This window comes from Halomicrococcus pelagicus, from assembly GCF_050954125.1.
This window is the reverse complement of sequence record NZ_JBPBWC010000002.1, coordinates 445,984-469,790: the sequence shown is the minus strand read 5'-3', so window position 1 is coordinate 469,790 and position 23,807 is coordinate 445,984. Positions and strand designations below refer to the sequence as shown.

General features: G+C 69.0%; 28 protein-coding genes. 18 read left to right on the top strand and 10 right to left on the bottom strand.

Translation table 11 applies throughout. From position 1 onward, the window contains the following. Window positions 1–62 precede the first annotated feature (62 nt). Entirely contained in the window at window positions 63–677 is a 615-nt protein-coding gene (locus ACRYA2_RS07130) for a methyltransferase domain-containing protein (RefSeq protein WP_433625819.1), read from the bottom strand. A gap of 69 nt (window positions 678–746) precedes the next feature. Here ACRYA2_RS07130 and ACRYA2_RS07125 point away from each other — a divergent pair, with 69 nt between their 5' ends. The 4 genes from ACRYA2_RS07125 (at window position 747) to ACRYA2_RS07110 (ending at window position 5,288) form a co-directional block, all read left to right on the top strand. After that, window positions 747–1,628, top strand: coding sequence for a TIGR01548 family HAD-type hydrolase (locus tag ACRYA2_RS07125; protein ID WP_433625816.1), 882 nt, complete (start codon window positions 747–749; stop codon window positions 1,626–1,628). A gap of 25 nt (window positions 1,629–1,653) precedes the next feature. Next, a complete protein-coding gene (locus tag ACRYA2_RS07120; RefSeq protein ID WP_433625814.1) occupies window positions 1,654–2,019 on the top strand; it encodes a hypothetical protein in 366 nt (121 codons plus the stop codon). 48 nt (window positions 2,020–2,067) lie between these two features. Continuing rightward, window positions 2,068–3,624: a right-handed parallel beta-helix repeat-containing protein gene (locus tag ACRYA2_RS07115; protein WP_433625811.1), complete on the top strand. Its 1,557-nt coding sequence runs from the start codon at window positions 2,068–2,070 to the stop codon at window positions 3,622–3,624. Window positions 3,625–3,866: 242 nt separating this feature from the next. Beyond that, window positions 3,867–5,288, top strand: coding sequence for a PKD domain-containing protein (locus ACRYA2_RS07110; RefSeq protein ID WP_433625808.1), 1,422 nt, complete (start codon window positions 3,867–3,869; stop codon window positions 5,286–5,288). Between the two features lie 12 nt (window positions 5,289–5,300). Here the strand turns inward: ACRYA2_RS07110 and ACRYA2_RS07105 are convergent, their stop codons facing one another. Continuing rightward, entirely contained in the window at window positions 5,301–6,722 is a 1,422-nt protein-coding gene (locus ACRYA2_RS07105; RefSeq protein WP_433625806.1) for a ribonuclease FAU-1 family protein, read from the bottom strand. A gap of 168 nt (window positions 6,723–6,890) precedes the next feature. Next, window positions 6,891–7,094 (bottom strand): hypothetical protein, encoded by a 204-nt coding sequence (locus tag ACRYA2_RS07100; RefSeq protein ID WP_433625803.1) that lies wholly within the window; start codon window positions 7,092–7,094, stop codon window positions 6,891–6,893. 129 nt (window positions 7,095–7,223) lie between these two features. Between ACRYA2_RS07100 and ACRYA2_RS07095 the strand changes: the two genes are divergently transcribed. Then, window positions 7,224–8,396 carry a PrsW family intramembrane metalloprotease gene (locus ACRYA2_RS07095; protein WP_433625801.1) on the top strand — a complete coding sequence of 391 codons (1,173 nt, stop codon included), beginning with the start codon at window positions 7,224–7,226 and terminating at the stop codon, window positions 8,394–8,396. A gap of 6 nt (window positions 8,397–8,402) precedes the next feature. Here ACRYA2_RS07095 and ribE read toward each other — a convergent pair whose 3' ends face one another. Next, window positions 8,403–9,044 carry a riboflavin synthase gene (gene ribE, locus ACRYA2_RS07090; protein ID WP_433625798.1) on the bottom strand — a complete coding sequence of 214 codons (642 nt, stop codon included), beginning with the start codon at window positions 9,042–9,044 and terminating at the stop codon, window positions 8,403–8,405. Between the two features lie 93 nt (window positions 9,045–9,137). Between ribE and ACRYA2_RS07085 the strand changes: the two genes are divergently transcribed. The 4 genes from ACRYA2_RS07085 to ACRYA2_RS07070 all read left to right on the top strand — a co-directional run bounded on the left by ACRYA2_RS07085 (window position 9,138) and on the right by ACRYA2_RS07070 (window position 12,820). Continuing rightward, on the top strand, window positions 9,138–9,377 hold the full coding sequence (locus ACRYA2_RS07085; protein WP_433625796.1) for a DUF7533 family protein: 240 nt from the start codon (window positions 9,138–9,140) through the stop codon (window positions 9,375–9,377). 236 nt (window positions 9,378–9,613) lie between these two features. After that, complete coding sequence (locus ACRYA2_RS07080; protein ID WP_433625793.1) at window positions 9,614–10,339, top strand: SRPBCC family protein; 726 nt, start codon at window positions 9,614–9,616, stop codon at window positions 10,337–10,339. Then, on the top strand, window positions 10,336–11,505 hold the full coding sequence (locus ACRYA2_RS07075) for a zinc-dependent alcohol dehydrogenase (protein WP_433625790.1): 1,170 nt from the start codon (window positions 10,336–10,338) through the stop codon (window positions 11,503–11,505). Before ACRYA2_RS07080 ends, ACRYA2_RS07075 begins: the two co-directional genes overlap by 4 nt. Before the next feature lie 121 nt (window positions 11,506–11,626). Continuing rightward, complete coding sequence (locus ACRYA2_RS07070) at window positions 11,627–12,820, top strand: ATP-binding protein (protein WP_433625787.1); 1,194 nt, start codon at window positions 11,627–11,629, stop codon at window positions 12,818–12,820. A gap of 60 nt (window positions 12,821–12,880) precedes the next feature. Here the strand turns inward: ACRYA2_RS07070 and ACRYA2_RS07065 are convergent, their stop codons facing one another. Further along, window positions 12,881–14,722, bottom strand: a complete 1,842-nt coding sequence (locus ACRYA2_RS07065) for a UvrD-helicase domain-containing protein (RefSeq protein ID WP_433625784.1) — start codon at window positions 14,720–14,722, stop codon at window positions 12,881–12,883. Between the two features lie 74 nt (window positions 14,723–14,796). Beyond that, window positions 14,797–14,955 (bottom strand): DUF7563 family protein, encoded by a 159-nt coding sequence (locus ACRYA2_RS07060; RefSeq protein ID WP_433625782.1) that lies wholly within the window; start codon window positions 14,953–14,955, stop codon window positions 14,797–14,799. A 171-nt stretch (window positions 14,956–15,126) separates the two neighbouring features. On the opposite strand from ACRYA2_RS07060, the gene ACRYA2_RS07055 reads away from it, so the two are divergent. Then, window positions 15,127–16,023, top strand: coding sequence for an EamA family transporter (locus ACRYA2_RS07055; protein WP_433625780.1), 897 nt, complete (start codon window positions 15,127–15,129; stop codon window positions 16,021–16,023). Between the two features lie 29 nt (window positions 16,024–16,052). On the opposite strand, the gene ACRYA2_RS07050 is transcribed toward ACRYA2_RS07055, so the two are convergent. Continuing rightward, window positions 16,053–16,235: an HVO_0416 family zinc finger protein gene (locus ACRYA2_RS07050; RefSeq protein ID WP_433625778.1), complete on the bottom strand. Its 183-nt coding sequence runs from the start codon at window positions 16,233–16,235 to the stop codon at window positions 16,053–16,055. 197 nt (window positions 16,236–16,432) lie between these two features. On the opposite strand from ACRYA2_RS07050, the gene ACRYA2_RS07045 reads away from it, so the two are divergent. Continuing rightward, window positions 16,433–17,362, top strand: coding sequence for a sulfide-dependent adenosine diphosphate thiazole synthase (locus ACRYA2_RS07045; protein WP_433625776.1), 930 nt, complete (start codon window positions 16,433–16,435; stop codon window positions 17,360–17,362). Between the two features lie 5 nt (window positions 17,363–17,367). Then, window positions 17,368–18,072, top strand: coding sequence for a DUF7001 family protein (locus tag ACRYA2_RS07040; protein ID WP_433625774.1), 705 nt, complete (start codon window positions 17,368–17,370; stop codon window positions 18,070–18,072). 91 nt (window positions 18,073–18,163) lie between these two features. Here the strand turns inward: ACRYA2_RS07040 and ACRYA2_RS07035 are convergent, their stop codons facing one another. Beyond that, a complete protein-coding gene (locus tag ACRYA2_RS07035) occupies window positions 18,164–18,538 on the bottom strand; it encodes a 30S ribosomal protein S8e (RefSeq protein WP_433625772.1) in 375 nt (124 codons plus the stop codon). A gap of 90 nt (window positions 18,539–18,628) precedes the next feature. On the opposite strand from ACRYA2_RS07035, the gene ACRYA2_RS07030 reads away from it, so the two are divergent. From ACRYA2_RS07030 to ACRYA2_RS07020, 3 genes are all read left to right on the top strand, one after another. Beyond that, window positions 18,629–19,081 carry a DUF2240 family protein gene (locus ACRYA2_RS07030; protein ID WP_433625769.1) on the top strand — a complete coding sequence of 151 codons (453 nt, stop codon included), beginning with the start codon at window positions 18,629–18,631 and terminating at the stop codon, window positions 19,079–19,081. 77 nt (window positions 19,082–19,158) lie between these two features. Beyond that, window positions 19,159–19,533: a DUF7993 family protein gene (locus ACRYA2_RS07025; protein WP_433625767.1), complete on the top strand. Its 375-nt coding sequence runs from the start codon at window positions 19,159–19,161 to the stop codon at window positions 19,531–19,533. Window positions 19,534–19,557: 24 nt separating this feature from the next. Continuing rightward, window positions 19,558–19,953, top strand: a complete 396-nt coding sequence (locus ACRYA2_RS07020) for an Ig-like domain-containing protein (RefSeq protein ID WP_433625764.1) — start codon at window positions 19,558–19,560, stop codon at window positions 19,951–19,953. A 61-nt stretch (window positions 19,954–20,014) separates the two neighbouring features. Here ACRYA2_RS07020 and ACRYA2_RS07015 read toward each other — a convergent pair whose 3' ends face one another. Then, window positions 20,015–20,965, bottom strand: coding sequence for a formyltetrahydrofolate deformylase (locus tag ACRYA2_RS07015; RefSeq protein WP_433625761.1), 951 nt, complete (start codon window positions 20,963–20,965; stop codon window positions 20,015–20,017). A gap of 162 nt (window positions 20,966–21,127) precedes the next feature. On the opposite strand from ACRYA2_RS07015, the gene purS reads away from it, so the two are divergent. Beyond that, window positions 21,128–21,379 (top strand): phosphoribosylformylglycinamidine synthase subunit PurS, encoded by a 252-nt coding sequence (gene purS / locus ACRYA2_RS07010; RefSeq protein ID WP_433625758.1) that lies wholly within the window; start codon window positions 21,128–21,130, stop codon window positions 21,377–21,379. Continuing rightward, window positions 21,376–22,050, top strand: coding sequence for a phosphoribosylformylglycinamidine synthase I (gene purQ, locus ACRYA2_RS07005; RefSeq protein WP_433625755.1), 675 nt, complete (start codon window positions 21,376–21,378; stop codon window positions 22,048–22,050). Before purS ends, purQ begins: the two co-directional genes overlap by 4 nt. Before the next feature lie 22 nt (window positions 22,051–22,072). Here purQ and ACRYA2_RS07000 read toward each other — a convergent pair whose 3' ends face one another. Beyond that, the gene (locus ACRYA2_RS07000) at window positions 22,073–23,215 is read right to left on the bottom strand and encodes a CBS domain-containing protein (protein WP_433626029.1); all 1,143 of its coding nucleotides are present in this window, start codon (window positions 23,213–23,215) and stop codon (window positions 22,073–22,075) included. A 93-nt stretch (window positions 23,216–23,308) separates the two neighbouring features. Here ACRYA2_RS07000 and ACRYA2_RS06995 point away from each other — a divergent pair, with 93 nt between their 5' ends. Then, the gene (locus ACRYA2_RS06995; protein WP_433625752.1) at window positions 23,309–23,638 is read left to right on the top strand and encodes a lycopene cyclase domain-containing protein; all 330 of its coding nucleotides are present in this window, start codon (window positions 23,309–23,311) and stop codon (window positions 23,636–23,638) included. The last annotated feature ends 169 nt before the right edge of the window (window positions 23,639–23,807 follow it).

Genomic DNA, 23,807 nt, shown 5'->3' with positions numbered 1-23,807 from the left:
AGGGAGTTCACTCGAACTCGAAATAACAGGGTTTCTGTCACGACCTCGTCGTCTCCCTCACACTACTCGTCGGCTGGCTTCCGAGCGACCAGCGTCTCGGCGGCGTGGCGGTGCGGTTCGCCGCCGGACTCGTCGTCGAAGACGAGCGCGTCCTCGGCCAGCAGTTCCCAGTCGTCGTAGTACGACCGGAGCTCTCCCCGCCGGTAGAAGTGTTCCTCCTCGCCCCAGTCGGGTGCGGGCGGAATATCGGGGTGGTCGACGAACGCGAACAGGACGTGGACGCCGCCGGGCGTCGTCGCCGCCTCGAACTGGTCGAACCGCGCCGTGCGGTTCTCGGGCCGGAGGTACTGGAGCGTCCCGATGGAGTAGACGGCGTCGACCGGCGGCAGGGAGAGGTCGTTCACGTCCGCCTGCCGCGTCTCTATCTCCACGTCGCGCTCGTCGGCCAGTCGCTCGGCCTTCGCCAGCCCGTTCGGCGCGACGTCGACCGCGAGCACGTCGCATCCTCGCTCGGCGAGGTAGACGGCGTCCCGGCCCTCGCCGGCACCCACGTCGACGACCCGGGGACGGTCGCGGTCGGGCGCGAACGCCACCACCTGCTCGGCCAGTTCGTTCGGCTCCGTGCCCCAGTAGTACTCCTCGCGACCGTACACCCGCTGGAGTTCGTCGTACTCCATGGCTCCGCGTTCTCGACGGTGGACGATAAATCCGGCAGACCCTTGTCGGTCGGCCACAAGCGCACGACCATGGAAGCCGACGCTGTCGTGCTGGACGTGGACGGTGTGCTCGTGGACGTGGCCGACTCCTACCGCCGGGCCATCGTCGACTCCGTCGAGCGCGTCTACGGCGACACCGTCCCGAAGGCCGACGTGCAGTCGTTCAAAGACGCCGGCGGATTCAACAACGACTGGGAGCTCACGTACGCCGCGGCGCTGTACGTCCTCGCGCGCCGGGAGGGCCTCGACTGCTCCGTCGGGGCGTTCACCGACCGCATCGCCGAGCGCGGCGGCGGCCTCGACGCGGCCGAGGCGGTCGTCGACGACGCGCTCGCCGACGCCGCCGTCGAGCGCGTCCGCGACGCCTGGGACCCCGAGCGCCTGCGCGACGTGTTCCAGCAACTCTACCTCGGCCCGGACCTGTACGCCGACATCGAGGGCGGCGACCCGGCCGCGCTCGACGGACCGGACCAGGGGTACATCGACGACGAACCCGTGCTGGTCGCCGCCGAGACGGTCGAGACGCTCACCGCGGGCTACCCCGTCGGCGTCGTCACCGGCCGCCCCGCGGCGGAGGCGGACATCGCGCTGGAGCGGGCCGGTCTCTCCGTCCCCGACGACCGCCGGTTCACGATGGACGACTGGGAGGAGGGCAAACCCCACCCGAAGGCGCTGACGACGCTCGCCGAACGGTTCGACGCCGACGCGGTCGTCTTCGTCGGCGACACGCTGGACGACGTAGAGACGGCGGTCAACGCCGACGAGGCCGACCCCGACTGCGACTACTACGGCGTCGGCGTGCTGACCGGCGGCCTCACCGGCGCGGAGGGTCGCCGGAAGTACGAGGACGCGGGCGCGGCCGCCGTCGTCGACTCCGTGAACGACCTGCCGGAACTGCTGGGAGAAGATTGACGGCCCGGCGGGAGAACGTTCGAACGTGGTCTCACTCCAGCGAATCGCCTCGACCCTCCTGGTCGGCGTCACGCTCGCGTTCGTGCTCGGGGCGACGCTCACGCCGCCGGACCCGTACTCGCAACTGCTGTTCGTCGGGCCGGCGCTGCTTTTCATGCTCCCCGCGGCCTACGTCGTCGCCGGGCGGACTCCCGGACTCCGCCGGCACGTCCTGTTCCTGCTCGCGGCCGCCGCCACCCTCTGGGTCAGCCTCCTCGTCCTCGACGGCCTCGGCGTGACGGGACTCGTCGAGACCGTCCTGCGCGTCGGACTGCTCGCTGCCGCGCTCCTGCTGGCGGCGTGGGTCGCGTACGTCCCGGACGCCGAGATTCCGGGACCCGACTCGGGGTAGTCGGGAGACGGCCGAGAGCGATTTGCCGAGTCGTGCGGTGGAAGACGTATGGACGACCCACCGAACGACGACGCGCCGAACGGTACCGCATCCGCCGGCGGGCAGTGGCACGACGCGACCGCCCACGGGGCGGCCGGCGACGGGACGACCGACGACTCGGCGGCGATTCAGGCGGCCGTCGACGCCGCGGCGGACGACGGCGGCACCGTCTCCCTCCCGCCCGGGACCTACCGCGTCGCGTCGCCGGTGACGCTCCGCTCGGGCGTCCGGGTCCGCGGCGACGGACCGGGCGCGACGACGCTGCTCGCGGACGGGGACGACTACGCTGCGCTGGAGGGCTTCGGAACCCCGGACGACCCCCTGACCGACCTCTCCGTCGAGGAACTGACCGTCGACTGCTCGGCCCTCGGCGACGGGGAGACGTACTCGACCGGGGAGAAGTGCGTCTACCTCCAGCACGTCGAGCGCTGTCGAATCCTCGGCGTGTACACCTACGGCGCGCCCGCGACCGGCATCGGGACGGACTTCATGGTCGACAGCCTCGTCCACGGGTGCGTCGCTGAGCGCAACGGTCGACTCCGGTCGCCCGGCGACATCGGCGCGAACGGCATCGGCATCGGGGCGGGTCGCTCCGCGGCCGAGACCGTGGTCGTCTCGGACTGCCACGCCGCGGACAACGGGAACAACGGCGTGATGTTCGAGGCACAGGGCCCCGACGACGAGAACGTCCTCGCCGGGTTCATGGCCGCCGTCGGCTGTACCGCGCGGGGGAACCGCATCGGCTTCCGCGACTCGGCGGACCGCGCCGTGAAGTTCGTCTGCTGTTCCGCGACCGGGAACGACGAGCACGGGTTCGTCGTGAGCGACAAGGCGGACACGTCGCCCGCCGCGACCGAACACCGCATCGGCGACTGCCACGCGGTCGACAACGGCGGCCACGGCATCGCGGCGTTCGACGGGGCGACCCCCGTCCTCGACGTGGCGGACTGTCACTGCTCGGGGAACGAGGGCTGTGGCGTCTTCGTCGCGGCCCCCGCCGGAGCGGTGTCGATAGCGGACTCGACGGTGTTCGAGAACGGCCGGTCGGGCGTCCGGTTCGAGAACGGCGGCGACCACCTCCGGGTCACCGGCTGTTCGGTGTTCCGGAACGGCGCGGGAGGGGACGCCGCCGGCATCCGACTCGCTGGCGAGGGACCGTACCGGTACGCGACGCTCGCGAACAACGACTGCTACGACGACCGGGCATCGCCCGGCCAGCGGGTCGGCGTCGACGTCGAGGGCGACCACGACGGGACGAGCGTAGTCGGTAACGCCTTCGCCGGCCACCCGGAGGCGGCGCTCCGATACGCAACTCGACCGAGCCTCGTCCGCGACAACGTCGGCTACCCGACCGAGAACGGCGGTCGCGCGACCGTCGCGCACGGCGAGGCGGTTCGGCACGGCCTCGCCGAACCGCCGACGAGCGTCCTCCTGCAGACCGAGTCCGAGAACCGGGCGTTCCCGGAAGCCGTCGACGCCGAGACGGTGACCGTCGCGGTGGTGGACGTCGACGGTGACCCGGTCGACGCGCCGGAGGCCGTCCACTGGGAAGCCCGCGCTCGCTAACGTCGACGGGTCCCGCCGCCCGCGTCCGGCTACAGGTCCCGACTAACGCCGGTCAACCGGCGTGGAACAAAGTCCACGTTCCGCGTCCGGCCGACAGTGACACTCCGAGCGAAGAGAGCGACGACCGTTCCGTCCGAGCGCCGCCCCGACGGGTGGTCGAGAGCCGAGACGCGATGCCGGGAGACGGCGCGAACGGCACTGCGGTCCGCACAGCGGAGGGAGTTCCTCCCCGTGAGCGACCGATGAGACGCCTCCGTCGCGCGCTCGCCCTCCTGGTCGTCGCGTCGACCGTCCTGGGCGGGGCGGCGACAGGCCTCCCCGACGTGCCGCCGCCCGGCATCCCCGGCGACGACCTGCCGGACGCGCCCGCCGCGTCGAACCAGACCTACGCCGTCGAGCAGGGCGACACCTGCGTCCCGGTGACGCCGTTCGAGGGCGAGCGAAACGTCGCCGCGTTCTACGACTACCGTAACCCGAACACCTCCCGGAGTAGCTGGCTCTACAGTTCGTTCATGCCAGGGCGGTTCACCAGCGACAACGGGAGTTCGCTGTTCCTCTACGAGGGGCCTGACGGCGTCGTCAGCCTCGTCGCCGTCCACGACGCTCGCCGGAACCGCGAGGTGCGGCCGCTCCCCCACAGCGCGGTCACCTTCCGGTTCGGCGGCCTGCCGGAGTCCGGCGAGTGGATCCTCGTCGACGACACCTACGACGGGCGCGAGGACCGCTTCTCCCGGAACCGGATCGACTGGCGGTGGGGCGGGTCGCGGACCGACGGCGCGGTCTTCCGCGGACTGGCCGGCGACTTCAGCATCCGCATCGCGCCGGCGTTCAACGAGCGGGCCGCGCTCTACCGCCCCGACCGGGCGTTCGAACCGGTCACCTCCTGGAGCGTCCTCTCCAGCGGCGCGAGCGGTCCGAACCGGACCGAACTGGACACGTCGGCCCCCGTCGTCGTCAAATCCGGCGGCTGCGGCGCTCCGCCCGACGCAGCACTCGACGCCCCCGGTTCGGCGCTCGTCGGTCGACAGGCGACCTTCGACGCGAACGCGACGACAGACCCCGACGGCGACGTGGCGCGCTACCGCTGGGACTTCGACGGCGACGGTAGCGTCGACCGGACCACGTCCGCCCCGACCGTCCGGTACGCCTACGACGAACCGGGGTCCTACGCCGCGAACGTGACCGTCGTCGACGAGGGCGGGAACGCGGCCACCGCGACGGCGAACGTGACCGTGTCCCGGCCCGCCGCCGACCTCGCCGTCACCGACGCCACGCTGTCCAGCACGGCGGCCGCGGCGGGCGAGAACGTCACCGTGAGCGCCACCGTCGAGAACCAGGGGAACGCCTCCGGGACGTACACCGCCAACCTCACCGTCGACGGCGAGGTGGTCGCCCGCGAGGAGGTCCGGGTTCCCGCGGGCGAGACGAAGCGGGTGACCTTCACCTACCGCGCCGAGTCCGCGGGACGGAAGCGCCTGGCCGTCGGCGGCGTCGACGCCGGGACGCTCGCGGTGACGCCGCCGACGACGGGCGGGACGACGCAGCCGACGCCCGGCGAGCGCGGCGGCGGTTCGCCGTTCGACCTCCTGCTGGACCATCCCGAACTCGCCGGCGTCGCGCTGCTGGCGCTGCTGCTCGTCAACTTCGTCGCGTCGCGGCGATGAGGGACTCCCGACTCACCCGAGCGCCGACGCCACGCTCGCCGCGACGGTTTGCGCCTTCTCCGCGAGCGCCTCCGGGACGTGACCCGCCCGGACGGCGTCGTCCAGTTCGTCGTCGTCCACGCGCTCGACGCGGCCGTCCGGGAACTTCACCACGTCGACGTGGAGGTCGACGTACTTGACCGAGGACGGGAACACCTCGACCGGCGTGCAGACGTTGACGTAGGTGCCCTTGACGTCGCCGTCCTCGTCGCGGTAGACGGTCGGATACCACCAGCGCCCCTCGCGGAGTTTCGTCACCGCGACGTCGCCGTCCTCGCGGGGGACGCCGAGCGCGTCGTAGTCGCCGCCGGCGCTCATCCGGCGGCGCACGGTGAGTTTGCCCTCCGCCGGAGCGAGTTCGGTCACCTCGCCCCGGCCGAGCGAGAAGCAGCGGCCGTCGGGTTTGCCGTGGCGGATGCGAACCGTCTCCCCCTCCGCGGGGCCGAACTGCCGGAGGACGGGACCGGTGGGGAACGATTCGCCGGGGTCACAGAGGTCCTCGACGAAGTCCACGGCCGTGCTCGCGGACTCGGCGGCGGCCTTGACGCGGTGGTGTCCCGCCATCGTGGTCGTCACCGCGCGCCGGGCGGCGTCGAGTTCGAACCGCGACTCGCGGCCGAACCAGAGCCACGCCGTCCCCTCCGGCGCGGCGAGACGGCGCGGGAGGCCTTCGCTGGCCCCGGCGTCTCCGGGGTCGGGGGCGTCGGCGAGCGCGTCGTCGACCGTCTCCGCGGCGGTCGCCATGCGGCCGAGCGCGGTGTCCATCTCGTCCACGCTCGCGTCGGCGGCGGCGTACTCCCAGCGGACGCCCCACCCGTCGGGCACGTCGGTCGGGAGCATCTCGGTCGTCCGGGCGAGTTCCCGCTCGCTGGCCTCGTCGGGGGCGTCGGCGACGACGCGTTCGACGCCCTTCGAGAGGCTGGCGACGCCGCCGAACACGGCGACGTCCGTGTCGAGGAGCGGGCGGTCGCGGTCCCACGGCGCGGCGGGGTCGTGGACCTGCACCCTGACCGCGTCGCCCTCGTGCACGCGCCGGCCCACCTTGCGGAAGGGGAGGAAGCCCTCGCGCTCGCCGAGGTCGACGACCGCGCCGCTGCCCATCGTCTCGTCGACGACGCCGTCGAACACGGCACCGCGTGGGGCGGCGTCGGTCCAGTGGAGCGTGTCGCGTCCCACGTCGGCGAGCTCGTCGACGACGGTTCCGGCGTCGGGACCGAAGACGCCGACGCCCTGGCGGTCGTCGGTCGTCTCGACGGTGGCGTCGTACTCGCCCGTCTCGAACTCGCGGTCGAAGCGCCGGCGAATGGGCGGCGAGGCCTGCACGACGTCGAACGCGTCGGCGAGCAGGTGGGTCAGCGCCGTCGTGTAGATACCGCGGACGCGCACCCGACTCATGGTCGACACGCCGCTCGCGGAGCGTCCGGTCGAGGCGGCCGAAGAACTCGGTCGGCGGTCGGCGCGGCGGACGAGCGGTCAGGGCCAGCTGGCATAGCGTCCCGTTCGGACGGGGTCCTCTTCAGGGTGGCGAGTACGGTCGCGCTCGTGGTGCCGGTCGTCGGCCGGTCAGTCGTCGGCGGGGACGTCGCCGGTCCAGTTCGCGTCGGTCGTCCCGCGTGCGGCACCCTCGGCGAGCGTCGGCGATTCGTCGCGGGTGGCCACGTCGTTCGTCGGTTCGTCTCGCTCTCGGGCGGTCTCTTCGTCGGCGTCGTCTGTCTCTGTCGGCGGGGAGGAGTACAGGAACCCCCGACTGGAGCTTCTCGGTGCCATATCGTTCCACGGTCGCAGAGCATCCTTCATAAGGCCACCCCTACGAGAATCAATGTTATTTGTATACATATAAGGAGTATAAGGTACGTGAGCCGAACGATTTACCCTCTCCGCTCCGGAACGCCCGGCATGGACGAGCAACGGGATCCGGTCGCCCGCTCGGCGGACGAATCGACGGACCTCTACGAGGTTTCGACGTGGGAGCGGCGGAGTCGGTTCGACCGGTTCGCCACACGCGTCTACGCCGCCATCGTTCGGACTACGCACACCGTCGTCGTCCTGCTCGCGCTCCTCATCCTCGTCTCCCAGTTCGCGCTCGGCGGCCTGGCGGCCATCACCGACCCCTGGATCGGCGCGTTCGTCCTGCTGTCGGTCGTCCCCGCGTTCGGCATCGTGGCGTACATCTGGTACGCGGACGTGACCAGTTCCGAACCGCTGTCGCTGCTCGTCGGCACCTTCATGCTGGGCATCCTGTTCGCGGGGTTCGCGGCCGTCCTGAACAGTCTCGCGCAACCGCTGTTCCAGTCCGTTCCGCTCGTCGGGATGGTCCTCTTCTTCTACGTCGTCGTCGCGCCGGTCGAGGAGACGGTGAAGATGCTCGCAGTCCGGCTGTACCCCTTCCGGCGACCCCAGTTCGACGCGGTCGTCGACGGTGCCGTGTACGGCGCGGTGGCCGGCCTGGGCTTCGCCACCATCGAGAACGCTATCTACATCAGCCAGGAGTTCCTCGCCAGTTCCACCACCCCCCAGCCGTTCGTCGAAGCCGGCAGGACCGCCGTCTTCCGGCTGTTCGCCGGCCCGGGCCACGTCATCTACTCGGCGTTCGCGGGCTACTACCTCGGCCTCGCGAAGTTCAACCAGGAGAACGCCGGCCCCATCGTCGTCAAGGGACTGCTCATCGCGGCATTCATCCACGCGACGTACAACTCCCTGGTCGGCGTCGTTCCCGCCGTGGTGACCGGACTCTTCCCGTCGATACCGGCCACGGCGGCCTTCGTCGCCTTCGTGCTCGTCTACGACGGCATCTTCGGCTACCTGCTGTACCGGAAGATAGCGCGCTACCGCAACGCGTACGAGAAGTTCGCGGCCGCCCCGACCGCGGACGCCGCGGGCGCGGCGGGTCTCGACGACTCCGCTGTCGGAGTCGAAGCCGATTCCGGAGCGGAGTCCGCCGACTCCCCGGTCGGTCGGGACGTCGACTCCGAGACGGAGTTCGACGACTCTGCGTTGGGGCTGGACGCCGACTCCGGAACGGAGTCCGACGACGCCGACGACGATTCCCGGTCGAGATTCGACGACTGACCGACCTCACTCCGCTAGCATGCGCTCTACGTACTTCGCCAGCACGTCGACTTCGAGGTGGACGGGGTCCCCCGGTTCCTTCTCGGAGAGATTCGTCAATTCGCGCGTCGTCGGGATGACGGCGACCGTGAACGTCCCCTCGCCGCGCTCGGCAACCGTGAGGCTGATGCCGTCGAGCGCCACCGACCCCTTGTCGGCGACGTACGCCTCGTACTCCTCCGGGACGGCGAACTCGTACTCCCACCCCCCTCGCGGCGGAGCGCCGCTCGACTCTTCCGAGGTCCGGAGCACTTCGCCGTCCTCTCCCACTCGCCGCACGTCCACGACCTCGGTCACGGTGTCGACGTGGCCCTGGACGAAGTGACCGTCGAGGCGGTCGTCTGCCCGGAGCGCGCGTTCGAGGTTGACCGCGTCGCCGACGGCGACCTCGTCGAAGTAGGTCTTCTCGACGGTCTCGCTCGCGAGAAACACCTCGAACGACTCCTCGTCGAACGACTCGACGGTGAGGCAGGCACCGCTGACGCTGACGCTCGCGCCGTGGTTCAGGTCCGAAAGCACCTCGTCAGCGGCGATGGTCAGGCGGCGACCGCCCTCGTCGTCGGTTACCGCGCGCACTTCGCCCGCCTCCGCAACGATTCCGGTAAACATACCAGATTCGTGAAGCGGTGCGGTGAAAATCCTTCCGAATGCCGGTCGGGAGGCTCCGGCGGACTTTTGCCCGCCCCCCGACTACCGACTCCCATGGACCTGGGAATCCTCGACACCGTCAGCCTGGCGGCGACGCTGGTGTTCGCGCTCCCCGTCGCCCTGCTCGGTGTCGAGCGCCTGCTCGCGGGTCAGACGCTCGTCGGCGGCGGCTTCCTCGCCGTCGGCGTCCTGATGGTCGTCCTCCAGGAGTGGCTGACGACGCCCACCGACGTCCCGGCGGAAGCCGCCCAGCGTGTCGTCGGTCGGGTCGCGGAGTCGGACGACGAGGAGTGACCGAGGAATCGGACGACGAGGAAGCCGTGTGCGTCTGCCACCTGGGCACAAAGTACAATACGGGAACCGCTGATTTTGCGTCGGGGGAGAAACGACATGTTCACCAACGCTGTCGACCGTCGAGCCATAGCCGACGGTCCGACCGGTGCGGTCGACTCACGGAGTTTCGTGTGGGAAAACGACGGTTCGAGGGACGCCGCGGTCGCCGCTTTCGACCACGACTCGGAGGGTCCGGCGTGAGCCTGCCGGCCCGGAACGCGCCGGCGGACTCCCCGTCGGACGCCGACGCCGGCAACGTCGAACGCGTCGCCTCCGCGGTGTTCGGCGGGGTGCTCCTGTCGTTCGGGCTCAGACGACGGTCGCTGGTCGGAACGGCGGCGGCGCTGGTCGGCGGGTGGCTGCTGTACCGCGCCGTCGACGGTGACCGCTCGCTCGGCACGCCCGCCGGGAACCGACGCGGTCCCGGGGTGGCGACGGACGGCCGGACGGTCGAGCGGTCCATCACCGTCGGCGAATCCGCGGACGACCTCGCCGAGTACTGGCGTGACCCCGAACGGCTCTCGCGCGTCGTCGGCCACTTCGCGGAGGTGACGCCCGCGGGCGAGGAGCGTCACTGCTGGGAAGTCGGGGGACCGCTCGGACGGAGCGTCTCGTGGGAGACGCGACTCGACGCGGACGGCGAACCGCTGCACTGGGAGTCGCTTCCGGGCGCGGCGGTGCCCAACGAGGGGTCGGTGGAGTTCCGCCCGGCGCCGGGCGACCGGGGGACGGAAGTGACCCTCCGTGTCCAGTTCGACCCGCCGGGCGGACGCGTCGGCGACGCGGCGATGAACCGCCTCGGTGTCGTGCCCGACGCGCTCGCCGGCACGGCGCTCCGCCGCTTCAAGAGCCTCGCCGAGACGGGCGAAATTCCGACGCTCGAACGCAACCCGTCCGCCCGCGGGAGCGGTGATCTGATATGAGAGCGCTCTGCTGGGAGGGCGTCAACGACCTGCAGGTGGAGGACGTTCCCGACCCCGAAATCGTGAACCCTCGCGACGTCGTCCTGCGGGTGTCGCTGTCGACGGCCTGCGGTTCCGACCTGCACTTCATCGACGGGTACCTCCCGACGATGCGCGAGGGGGACGTCATCGGCCACGAGTTCATGGGCGAGGTCGCGGCCGTCGGTCGCAAGGTGGAGACGGTCGAGGAGGGCGACCGCGTGGTCGTCCCCTCGTTCGTCGGCTGCGGCAACTGCGCGTACTGCCGTGACGACCTCTGGTCGCTCTGTGACAACACGAACCCGAATCCGGAGCTACAGGAGCCGGTCCTCGGCTATCCGACCGCCGGTATCTACGGCTACACGCACGCCTTCGGCGGCTACGCGGGGTCGCACGCCGAGTACGTGCGGGTGCCCCACGCCGACGAGGACTGCTTCCTCGTCCCGGACGAACTGGACGACGAGCAGGCGCTGTTCGCCTCCGACGCCTGGCCCACGGGCTACATGGGTGCGGACTTCTGCGACATCGAGGAGGGCGACGTCGTCGCCGTCTGGGGCTGCGGCGGAGTCGGGCTCATGGCCCAACAGAGCGCCGCTCTCATGGGTGCCGAGCGCGTCATCGGCATCGACCGCATCCCGGAGCGACTGCGGATGGCGCGGGAGGAGGCGGGGTCCGAGACCATCGACTACACCGAGGTCGATAGCGTCGTCGACGAACTGAAGGGAATGACGGGCGGACGCGGTCCCGACGCCTGCATCGACGCGGTGGGGATGGAGGCCCACGGAACCGGCATCGCGCACGCCTACGACCGCACGAAGCAGGCGCTCAGGCTCCACACCGACCGCGGCGAGGCGCTGCGACAGGCCATCGTCGCCTGCCGGAAGGGCGGAACGCTGTCGATTCTCGGCGTCTACGGGCTGATGGACAAGTTCCCGCTCGGCATCGTGATGAACAAGGGTCTCACCGTCCGCACCGCCCAGCAACACGGCCAGCGGTACGTTCCCCAGTTGCTGGAGCACGTCGCGGAGGGCGAGATGGACCCGTCGTATCTGGCGACCCACCGGTTCTCGCTGGAGGACGCGCCGCGCGGATACGAACTGTTCAAACACAAGCAGGACGGGTGCGTTCGACCGGTGTTCGAGCCCTGACGACCGCGCGTCGGCAACGGCGACCACGGCACCTCCGCGAAATCGGGGCGCCCTCGCGGCCTCATTATCAATCGTAATACCAGCCAGCAATCATTATGAACGGGGGTGCGATGGACGGTTCGTGAACGCGAAGCTGACCTCCGCTTCGATTCTCAAGACGCGGCAGATACCGACGCTCGTGTCCGGGTTCGCCGTTCTGCTCACCGTCTTTTTCCTCGGCGAACTGGTCGTCTTCCACGGCGCGGAGTACGTCGCCTCGGACGACTTTCTCGTCAGCCTTCTCACCTCCGGCGTCTTCGTCGTTGGGGTCCTCTACGGCGGCTACTGGCTCGCTCGCAGTGACCTTCCGCCCGGACGGTACCCACGCATCGTCAAGTGGATAGGCAGTGGCGCGGCGTTCTCCCTCGCTATCAACTTCCCCATGCTGGTAATCTGGGCGTACGACTTCCCGGCCCAGGTCGGGTGGGTGCGGTTCACGGTGAGCGTCGGCGCGGCGGGCGGTCTCCTGGTCGGTTGCATCGAGGCGCAGGCCATCCAACGCGAAATCGTCGCCGAACGGACCGCCGTCCGCGCCGAAGTCGTCGAGAAGGAGCGCCAGTGGCTGGACTACCTCAACGGACTCCTCAGACACGAGGTGTTGAACACGACGAACGTCATCACCGGAAACGCGTCGCTCCTGCTGGAGGACGACGACCTCCCCGACGACGCCCGCGATAGCCTGCGGACGATCCGTCGCCAGAGCGGCGACATGGCGAAGGTCATCCAGGACGTTCGCGTGCTGATAGACGCGACCCAGGACGTCACCGAACCGGAACCGAAGAATCTCGCGAACGTGCTCGACGCGGAACTAGAGAAGCTCCGGAGCACCTACGAATCGGTCGAGGTCGACGCCGACCTCCCGGACGACGCCCCGGTGGTGGCCGACGACCTCCTTCCGCGCATCTACTCGAACCTGCTCAGGAACGCGGTCGAACACAACGACAGCGCGCCCGCCCGGGTGAACGTGACCGCCGAGCGGACGGCCGACGCGGTCGTCGTTCGCATCGCGGACGACGGTCCCGGGATTCCGGCGGACGAGCGGTCGACGCTGTTCGAGCGCAGCGACAACACCGGGGCCACTCACGGCCTCGGTCTCTACCTCGTCCGAACGCTGGCCGAACGCTACGGCGGAACCGTCGAACTGACCGAGACGGGCCCCGACGGAAGCGCGTTCACCGTCGAACTTCCCGCGGCGGAGGCCGGGGAGTTCGACGACGTCTCGTCCGACGCTCGCGTCGAAACGAGCGCCGGCGCGATCGAGACGCAGTCCGGGTAGCGTCGCCGCTCGGTCGCGTCGGGTCCCGGGACGGTCGAGCGCTCGAACCGAGACGGACCCTCAGGGCGTGCTCTCGACTTCCTCGCCGAGCACGTCCTCGATCGTGGTGTCGCCCGGTTCGTTGTCGAGGAGGACGTCGAGCGGGAGCGTCGGGGCACCGTTGACGAGGTTCTCCATGAGCACGAGACGCTGCCGGGCGCGGCTCATGCCGACGTAGAACACGCGGCGTTCGTTGTCGGTGAGGACGGGCACGGGGTCGGTGGTGGACGTGAACTCGTCGACGCCGGGCACCTCGGTCTCGTCGTCGATGGAGGCGGCCATCTGCTCGACGACCTTCTCCGTGAGGTCGGTCGAGACGAACACGTGGTCGGCCTCGCGACCCTTCGCGCTGTGGATGGTGCCGACGCGCACGCGGCTGCGGTCCATCTCCCGGTAGTCGCCCTCGAAGTACGACTCCATCGAGTTGCGCTGGTAGCTCGTGACTTTCCGCACCATGTCGGCGGCCGCGGCCGGACCGGGCATGAACGGCACGTGGTCGGTGACGACGTCGGCGTCGACCTCTATCTCGGTGAGGTCGTCGACGCCGGCCTCCTCCTTGCGCTCGTCGATGTCGTCGAAGAAGTCGTCGCGCTCGTTCGTTCCGAACGCCGAGTCGGCGAGCATGTCGGCGAGTCGCCGGGCCTCCAGACCGTTCACCGGTTCGTCGCGGTCGATCTTGTCGACGGCGTCGACGTACTGGTTCAGGCGGTCGGTCCACATCCGCTGGTCGGTCAGGGTGCGGAACGGGATGCCCTCGTCGATAAACTCGTCGATGAACCGGAACATCTGGTAGCGCGCCCGGAACAGTATCATCATCGTTCCGTCGTGGTTCTCGACGGTGTACCGGACGTTGCGGACGAGTTCCAGCATCGACGGGCTCTCGACGGCCTCGACGGTGCCGCCCTCGACGCGCGGCGAGAGGTTCTTCTCCTGGCGCTCCTCGATATGGCCGACCTCCTGCTGGACGACCTTCAGTATGCGCGACGGAAGGCGGTGGGAGGTGTCGAGGATGACGTCGTTGCCGCCCTCCCCGAGCAGTAGCTTGGGGTCCGCGCCCTGCCACGCGTAGACGACCTGGTCGTCGTCGCCCGCGATGAGGACGTTCTTCATGTGGGGTTTCCACTCCTCGTAGATGTCGAACTGAAGCTGGGTGATGTCCTGGAACTCGTCGATGACGAGGTAGTCGACGTTCGGGAGCAGCGAGCGCTGCTTCACGCGCTCCAGCATGTCCGCGAACCCGATGAGGCCGTTCTCGCCCTTGTACGTCCGCCAGCCGCGGATGGCCTCGGGAACGTCGAAGCGGTCGTCGTCGCTCGGCCACGTCGGCGTGTACTTGTTGCCCTCCTGGGCGTTCGAGTCGATGTCCGGCGGTAGACGCACCTCCTCCTCGTTCCACTGGAAGGGGACGTCGTACCAGTCCGCCACGTCGCGGCGGGTGCGCTGGAGCCACTGCGAGGTGGCGATTATCTTGTTACCGAGCGTCGTCGAACGCGCGGTTCGGCGGCCCGAGCCGCTGTACTCGTCTTCGAACTCCAGGCCGTACTCCTCGCAGAACTCCTTCTTGTCGGACTCGCCGACCACGTCGCCTCGCGAGAGGTTGAGGAGTTCGTACGCCTTCGCGTGCATCGTGCAGACGTTCCCCTGGAGGGTGCGGGGGTCGACGTCCAGGCGTTCCGCGAGGCGCTCGCGGACCTCGTTCGCGGCCGCGCGAGTGTAGGAGACGACGAGCACGTCGTTGACGGCGACATCGTCGCGGTCGAGGATCTCCTCGACGCGGTCCAGCAGCTCCGTCGTCTTACCGCTTCCCGGGCCGCCGAACAGTCGGGTTACTTGCGCTTCCGCCTCGGCCTCTGTCGTAGTCATTACACCACCACAAGTGACGGGAACCTATAAAACGACGTGAATCGAAACCGCCGTTTCGCCGGACGCTCTGTCACTCAATTGCCACGTGGTGACCGCGTCTTCCGGACGTCGGATCCGTCGCGAATCTTGTCCTCACACTCCGGACAGACGCGGGGCTCGTCGACGTCTCGTGGGGTGAACACTCGCGCGTACGCCGCGGTCACGAACGCCCCGCAGTTCTGGCACTCTGGCATTCTGGCTCGGCGCATGGATTGAAATCTTATAATAAATGTCTGTCGACATCTATCCGACGTGACGACGGCACCGTCCGCTTCGGGATTCCGCCCCTGGCGTCTCCGCGTCGGCGTCGGTCCGGGGCGTGCGCCGCCACGACAGCTAAGCCGAAAGCGACGCGAGTAGGGCCGATGGCAGTTCCGCTAGCGGTGTACGCCCTCTCGCTCGTACCGGCCGTGCTCTGGGGGTTCGAGCCGGTCGTCTCGAAGCGAGGGATGGACGCCGGCGGGAGCGCGCTCCAGGCGTCGCTGGTCGTGGTCGTCGTCGACAGCGGCCTCTACTGGCTCGCACTGCTGGCGCTGCGCGGCACCGATCCGCTCGCCTCGCTCTCGCCGGCCGCCGTCACCGTCTTCTTCGTCGCCGGACTGGTCGGGACCGCGCTGGGACGGCTGGCGACGTTCACGGGCGTCCACCGCGTCGGCGCGAGCATCAACAGCGCCGGCATCAGCGCTCGCCCGCTGTTCGCGACCGCGCTGGCGTTCGCGTGGCTCGGCGAACCGGTCTCGCTCGCGACCGCCGCAGGTATCGTCGTTCTCGTCGCCGGACTCGTGGTGCTCGCGCTCGCGAAGGGTGGCGACATCGGCGGCTGGCGGCCCCGCGAGCTGCTCTTTCCCCTCTCGGCCGCGGCCGCGTTCGCGGTCGGCAACGTCGTCCGGCGGTACGGCCTCGAAACGTCGCCGGCCACGGCGCTGCAGGCGGTCGCGCTGAACGAGACGGCGGCGCTCGTCGCACTGGCGGGGTACGCCGCCGTTCGCGGGCGGTGGGACGTGCTGACCGCACCGCGGGGGACGTACGCCCGGTTCACCGTCAGCGGTCTGCTCACGGCGGTCGCGCTGCTGTCGCTTTTCGCCGCGCTGGCGCTGCCCGCCGGCCGTATCGCCGTCGTCGACCCGCTGACGGGGACTGCGCCGCTCTTCACGACTCTCTTCGCCTACTTCCTGCTCCGGGACATAGAGCGCGTGACGTACGGCGTCGTCGCGGGCGCGGCGCTGGTCGTCGTCGGGGCCGGGATGATAACCGCGCTGTGAACGGACGACGGGCCTCGTCGGTTCGACGGTTACGGTGCCCACCCGCAGACGGAGCACCGGGAGGCCGCGAGTTCGTGAAGTCCGCCGCACTCCGGACACTGCTTCTTGTTATACTCCTCTTGCCAGTCTACCTGCTCGGTCTCGTGGCCGCGGTCGGACAGGAACTGGTCGAAAACAGATTCGTCAGCGTCACCGGTCGGTGCGGAGGCCATACATGCTATGGTAAGGCACACCATTCATATAACCTTGATGGTCGAACAGGCGGGATAGCCAGGCTTCGACCGTCCGCTCCGGTCCGACCGACGCCGCTGTCGCGTTTCCGTTCCGTCGTCGATCGCGTTTCGTCGCCGACGGAGGGGGCGAGCGGAGGGAAACAATTTTCAACCACCTTGGAATATCACTAGGTGGTATGAACGACTTCGAAGGCTTCAGCGAGGTAGGCGAAGCGGAGGTAACGCGCGCCATCGGTCAGGAGTGGAGCGACGAGTTCATGGAGTTCAGCGAGAGCGAGGTCGTCATCGTCGGCGGCGGTCCCTCCGGGCTGATGGCCGCGAAGGAACTGTCCGAGCGCGGCGTCAAGACGATGGTCGTCGAGAAGAACAACTACTTCGGCGGCGGGTTCTGGCTCGGCGGCTTCCTGATGAACAAGGTCACCGTGCGCGACCCCGCCCAGTCCGTCCTCGACGAACTTGACGTGCCCTACGAGGAGAGCGACGAGAGCGAGGACCTCTACGTCGCCAACGGCCCGCACGCCTGCTCCGGGCTCATCAAGGCCGCCTGCGACGCGGGCGCGAAGATGCAGAACATGACGGAGTTCACCGACGTGGTCGTCCGCGAGGGCCACCGCGTCGGCGGCGTCGTGATGAACTGGACGCCGGTCCACGCGCTCCCGCGCGAGCTGACCTGCGTCGACCCCATCGCCGTCGAGTCCGACCTCGTCATCGACGCGACGGGTCACGAGGCGGTCGCCGTCTCGAAGCTCCAGGAGCGCGGCGTCCTCGACGCGCCGGGCATCGAACACGCCCAGGAACACAACACGGGCATGGACCAGTCGGGCGACGACGAGTACGGCGCGCCGGGCCACGACTCGCCGGGCCACGACTCGATGTGGGTCGCCAAGAGCGAGGACGAGGTCGTCGAACACACCGGGAAAGTACACGAGGGCCTCGTCGCCACCGGACTCGCCACCGCGACGACGTACGGCCTCACCCGGATGGGACCGACGTTCGGCGCGATGCTGCTCTCCGGCAAGCGCGCCGCCCAGGTCGCGCTGGACGAACTCGACGCCGACGCCGACCCCGTCGAGATGGCGCGCACCCCGTCGCCGGCCGACGACTGAGAGCCGTGCTCGGCCGCGTCTCGCTGTACCGGCCCGAGTCCGACGCGGTCGACGCGAACGCGATAGCGGACTGGCTTCGCGGACGCCTCACCGCCGACGTGACCGTGCGCGACCCGTTCCCGCTCGACCCGTCCGCGGTCGTCGACCGGCAGGTCGCGGACCCGGACCGTCCCCGGACGGGGCCGCGGACGAGCGACGACGTCGAGGGACGACTGTACGACGGGCGGGCCGTCCAGCGGGCCTGCAACGCCGCTCTGGACGCCGCCGGGAGCGACCGGTCGCTCTCGCACTGCCGGGTCGCACTGCTCGACCTGCCGCTGGCGACGTGGGGGAACGACCGCTGGCACCGCCGAGTGAGCGTCCTCGGTCGGCCCGCGGTCGTCTCGGTCCCAGGTCTCTGGAGCGCGCCCGCGAAGCCGACCGAGTACTACTGGCACCAGCGGCGGTACGCACGAGCGACGGGCGAGGTGCCGCCGGAGGACGTCCTGGCCGAGCGAGTCGAGGCAGCGTTCCTGCGCCGCGAGGACCCCCGGACGACCGAGGCGCTGAAGGGGTACGTCCTCCAGGCGGTCCACTACCTGGCGACCGGCGAGGCGTTCTGCGACGACGAGCGGTGTCGCCTGCACAACGCGCACCGCCACGAGGGCGTCGTTCGCGCCCAACTCGACGACCCCGAGTTCTGCGAGGACCACGCGCGGCGGTACGGGTAGGCGCGAGTCGGCCCCGCGGAATCGAATCGGAGGACGGACCCGGGGCTGTCGAGGGTCGCGTGTGGAGAACGGGGGAGAACGGAAGCGGCGGTTACTCGTCGACGGCGACGGCGTTGACCTGTCCGGTCTGGCCGGGACGCGACGTGACGCGGGCCTTGCCTTCGTTCGTGACGATGACCGCGCCCTTCGTGATGATGTTCCGGCGAGCGTAGTTGGGGTTGGCGTCGTTCTCGACGACGTCCTGGATGGTCGCGTTGACCGTCTCGTCGCCGTCGGTCACGTTGGCCACGTCCGTGGTGAGCGCCCGGATCTTCTGGGTGTTGCCGCGGGCGTCGACGGTGCGGAAGTCGTTCTCGCCGACCTGGGTCTCGGTCGGCTCGCGACCGAGTTCGTGCTTTTTCTTCTTGTGGAGATGCTTCAGTCGGCCGCCGGTCCGCTTGCGCGTGGAGCGTCCCTGGTCTTTCATGTACGGCAGGTCGGGCAGGTCACACTTCAATGGCTCGATTGCGCCCCGACATCGGCAGATTTAGGCCGGCGCGGGCGGGACGGCGGGACGATGAGCCTGCGGACAGCGGTGGCAGCGCCGTTCCGGCAGACGGGTCGTGACCGAATGAGCGAGAGCGAGTACGTCGTCGCGCTGTCGCTGGACCGCGACTGGTTCTCGCCCGACCAGGCCAAGCGCCTCGTGGACGTGGCGACGAGCCAGGGGTTGCTCGCGCGCGAGGACGGCGAACTGGTGGCGGAGTTCGACCCGAGCGAGGTCGAGATACCGGAGGAGTTCGTGCCCGACGAGAGCCTGCTGCGCGAGCAGTCGACGTTCGAGAAGGTGCTCGACAAGGTGGTCTCGGCGGGGACCGACAAGCGGACCGCCGTCGCGGAGATAAACGAACTCCAGCAGGAGGCCGGCCTGACCGTCGAGGCGGCGGCCGTCGTCTACGCTCGCCGGAGAGGCGTCACCGTCCACGCCGAGGCGGAGGAGGCCCGCGAGGAGCTGAAATCGTCGGAGTGAGACGCGGTGATGCGCTTCGGCGCGGGGTTCGGTCCGCGAGACGAGAAACCTAAACGCCGGCCGCGCCAACGTCCGGTATGGTCGAGGACCGAGTCACGGACGGTCGGCGCATCGCGGAACTGCTGGCGTCGGAACTCGACGGCCGCGAGGACGGGGCGCTCGACGCCCTGGCCGTCGTGAACGCCGACCGCGACGTGGAACCCACCGAGGACGGCGCGCTCGCCTACGAGGTCGAACGACGCGACGCGGACGACGAGGACGGCGAACTCCTCGGCGGCGTCTACGTCCACCCCGACCGGATTCACGTCGAACTCCGGGAGGACGTCGAGGACGTCGCGCGGGCGGCGCGCGAGGCTGGCCTCCGCACCCGCCCGAAGGCCGTCCGACCGCCGCGCGTGCTGGTGTTCGTCGAGAGCGGCGCGGAGGTGAAGCGCTTCGCCAACGTTTTATAATCTATCCTACAGTAACGTCGCGTGATGAGGCGGAGAGACGTACTGAAAGCGGCCGCCCCGGTCGCCGTCGTGGCCGGCAGCAGACTGTACGCGGCGTCGACCAAGTCCACCGACCTTCACGTAACGAACGAGACGGCCGTCGACCGCGCCCTCTCCGTCTCGATTCGGCGAACGGACGGCGGTACGGCGAGCTACGCCGAGGAGTTCGCCCTCCTGCCGAACGAAGAAGTGACCGAGGAGGACGTGCTGGACAACGGTGAGTACAACCTCTCCATCGAAAACGAGAGCACCCGTCTGGAGACGGAATTCTCCAACGAGTTCTGTTGGGACCCGGTCATCCACGTCGCGGTCTACGACGGCGGCGGAATCTCGCTCTCCTCCTCTCGATGCTGGCTCGACTACGTCCGCGCCGACCGATAGCAGAATCCGGAACGAGTTTGCCGGCCGCGGCCGAGTCCAGTCGTCACGGCGCGCGAACCCGCTAGTCGTCGCTCGTCGCTTCCCGCTCGCCGTCGACGGGATAGTCCGGCGTCGCGCCGTCGACGGCGTCGGGCAGCCCGAGCTGGTACTCCCGGTCGGGGTCGCGGAGTTCAGTGCGGCCGCGACGGACGACCACGTCGTCGTTGAGATGCAGTTCGACCGCCTCGAGCAGCGCCTCGGCCTCCAGGGGCTGACCCCGCTCGCGCATCGTCTCGACGCTCGCACCGTCCGGCACGTCGAACGCGCGCTGGGTGATGATGGGGCCCTGGTCGAGGTCGGTCGTCACGTAGTGGGCGGTGACGCCGGCGACGCGGACGCCGGCCTCCTTCGCCTGGCGGTACGCCTTCGCACCGGGGAACGCCGGCAGGAGGCTGGGGTGGACGTTGATGATGCGCCCCTCGTAGCGGAAGACGACCTTCGGGCTGAGGATGCGCATGAACCGCGCGAGCACGACGAGGTCGACGTCGTAGTCGTCCAGCAGCGAGAGCAACCGTCGCTCGTCGTGGTTCCCGCTCTCGTCGCCGACGTCGTGGAACGGAACGCCGTGGCGCTCGGCGACCGGCTGGAGGTCGTCGTGGTTGCCGATGACGACGCCGATCTCCGCGTCGAGTTCCCCCTCGGTCTGGGCCGCCAGTAGCTTCTCCAGGCAGTGGGACTCCTTCGTGACCAGCACCGCGACCTGTCGGGCGTCGCGGTCGGCGGGGAACCGAACCCGGACGTCGACGCCGAGGTCGTCGCCGAGCGCCGCCAGTTCACGCCGGAGGTGGTGTTCGCTCGCGTCCATCTCCGTCGCGTCGACGCGCATCGTCATCCGGAAGAGGTCGTCCCTGACCGCCTGGTCCAGGTCCTCGATGTTGACGCCGTGCTCGAACAGGAGCGTCGTAATCCGGGCGATGAGTCCGGTGTCGTCGTCGCCGACGACGGTTATCTCGGTCAGCTCGCGGGCGCTCATCGTACCACTAGCCGCGGTAGGAGGGCAGCCATTGAACGTTTCAATCGAGGTCGTCGGGCAAAAGCGTTCGCACTGGCGCAACACTCGTCGATGCACCGCACGTTCGTGCACAACGACGACGTTCCAAAAGAGCTTTTGAGCATGGACGACCACCTTAAGACGATGACTGCCTACACCGCGACGGTGACCGTCCGGCTCAAATCGGGCGTCCTCGACCCCGAGGCCGAGACGACCCAGCGGGCGCTGGAGCGACTCGGCTTCGAACTGGAGTCGCTCCGCAGGGCCGACGAGTTCGAGATAGACCTCGACGCCGCCGACGCCGAGGCGGCCGGCGAGCGCGCCGAGGAGATGGCCGAACGACTCCTCGCCAACCCGACCATCCACGACTACGCGGTCGACGTTCGGGAGCGATGACGGTAGCGATACTGCGGTTCGGCGGGAGCAACTGCGACCGCGACGCCGAGCGCGCGCTCTCGCATCTCGACGTCGACGCGGAGATCGTCTGGCACGAGGACGGACTCCCCGAGGACGTCTCGGGCGTGATGCTGCCCGGCGGATTCTCCTACGGCGACTACCTCCGCGCTGGCGCCATCGCCGCCAACTCCCCCGTGATGGCCGACGTCCGGGACGCGGTCGCGGACGGCGTCCCGCTGCTCGGCGTCTGCAACGGCGCACAGATCGGCTGCGAGGCCGGCCTGACGCCGGGCGCGTTCACGGTCAACCGGAGCGCCCGCTTCCAGTGCGAGCACGTCTTCCTCCGGGTCGAGAACGCCGACACTCCCTGGACGAGCGCCTACGACGAGGGCGAGGTCGTGGAGATTCCCATCGCGCACGGCGAGGGCCGGTTCGAGATAACGGACGACGGACTGGCGACGCTGGAGAACGAGGACAGGATACTCTTCCGCTACTGCGACGAAGACGGGCGCGTGACCGACGCCGCCAACCCCAACGGCTCGAAGGGCAACGTCGCGGGCGTGCTCGGCGACACCGAACGCGTCGCGGTGATGATGCCCCATCCGGAGCGCGCGTCGCTCCCGGACATCGGTGGTACCGACGGTCAGGGCGTGTTGCGAGCGTTCGCCTGAAAGGGTCAACGTCGGTTTCGGACTACAGTTCGCCGAGCTTCCGGAGGAGCTGACCTTCGTACTCGCGGTCGCTCTGGACGCCCTTGAGTTCGAGGACGTTGCGCTCCAGCGTGTCCCGGGCGACGTTGAACGCCTGTGCCGCGCCGTACCCCTCGCCGGACCCGGCGACCTGTCCGCGGTTCGTCCGGAGGCGAATCTTCGCCTGGATGAGCGGCGTGCCGCGGAGCTTCTCCTTGTGCTCGTGGAACCGGACGTGCGCGTGGCGCACCTGCATGTCCCGGTACTTGCTCGTGATCTCCTCGATGCTCTCGCGGATATCCTGGCGCGAGATGGTGTCGAGCAGGCTGACGTTCGTTATCTGGACGTCCATGTGATCCTCCTCGGTGAACGTCAGCGCCCGGAGCACGTCGGTCTTGGTGATGATGCCGCCGACGACCCGGTCGTCGTCCTCGGGCGTGACGACGAGGCCGGCGTAGTCCTTCTCGAACATCTTCCGGACCGCCTCCTCGACCGTGTCCGACAGCGAGATGGTCTCGGCCGGGCTGTTCATGACGTCGTAGACGGGCAGGTCGAGCATCCGGTCGTTGTCGCCCCCGCGGTCGCCCTGCGTCGGCTTGTCCATGTTCCGGGTGACGAAGTCGACCACGTCGTGGGTCGTCACGACGCCCGTGAGGAAGCCGTCGTCGTTGACGACCGGCAGACGGGAGATGCCGTGTTCGCGCATCAGGTTGATGACACGGCCGAGCGTCCCGTCCTCCGGGACGCTGATCGGGTCCTCGGTGTATATCTGCTCGACGGTGAGCGCGTCGAGGTTGTCGAGGACGCCTTCGAGAATCATGTCCTCGTCGACGATGCCCCAGAGGGTGCCGTCCTCGAACACCGGGGCGACCTTCGTCCCGCCCTCGACGAGCGAGCGCGCGACGTCCCGGACATCGTCGTCGCGCTGGATCCTCGGCGCGGGCTTGGTCAGCGTCGCCACCTTCGTGTGGTCCTCGATGTGAGACTGGAGAAGCTGCTTCTGGGTGATGACTCCCTCGTACTCGCCCGCCTCGGTTACGACGATGCCCTTGGGATTGTGTTCCTCGAACATCGAGCGGGCCTTCCCCAGTCGCTCCTCGCTCTCGATCTCGTAGTAGTCCGTCCTCGCAATGGTAGATATATCCATCGTCGTTTCGAACATCGCACTCGTCGGTCTTGAACTTTGTCGCAATTCCCTCATTTCTGGATACTTTTCTCGCCTCGGTGCGTACTCCGTAACGTGCTCGTATCTTCCGTAGCGTCGACGGCGCTCCCCGACATCGGAGCACTGTTCGGACCGTACACGTACCTCGCCTCCGAGATAGCGTTCGGGACCGTCGCCCTGGCGCTCCTCGTCCGCGCCGACGCCCTCCGCCGGGCCGGCAAGACCATCCTCGTGCTCTATCCCGTGGCCTACTTCTGGGACTGGTACACCCTCGCCATCGGCGTGTTCGCCATCCGGCTCCGGACCGGCGTCGATCTGCTCGGCATCCCGGTCGAAGAACACCTGTTCATGGTCGTGGTCCCCGCGCTCGTCATCGGACTCCACGAGAATCTCCACGGCCGGTAGCCGCGACCTGTTCGACCCGTATCACTTCTATCGGCGCGAATCGAAAGCGGGCTGGTAACCACCGCTTACCACCGTAAAACGTTCCGATAGGGATTGTCTACCGCTTTCCGTAAGCCCCAGTTTACAACCGGTAAATGGTGAATAACAAAGGCTGGACCGAGTAATGTAC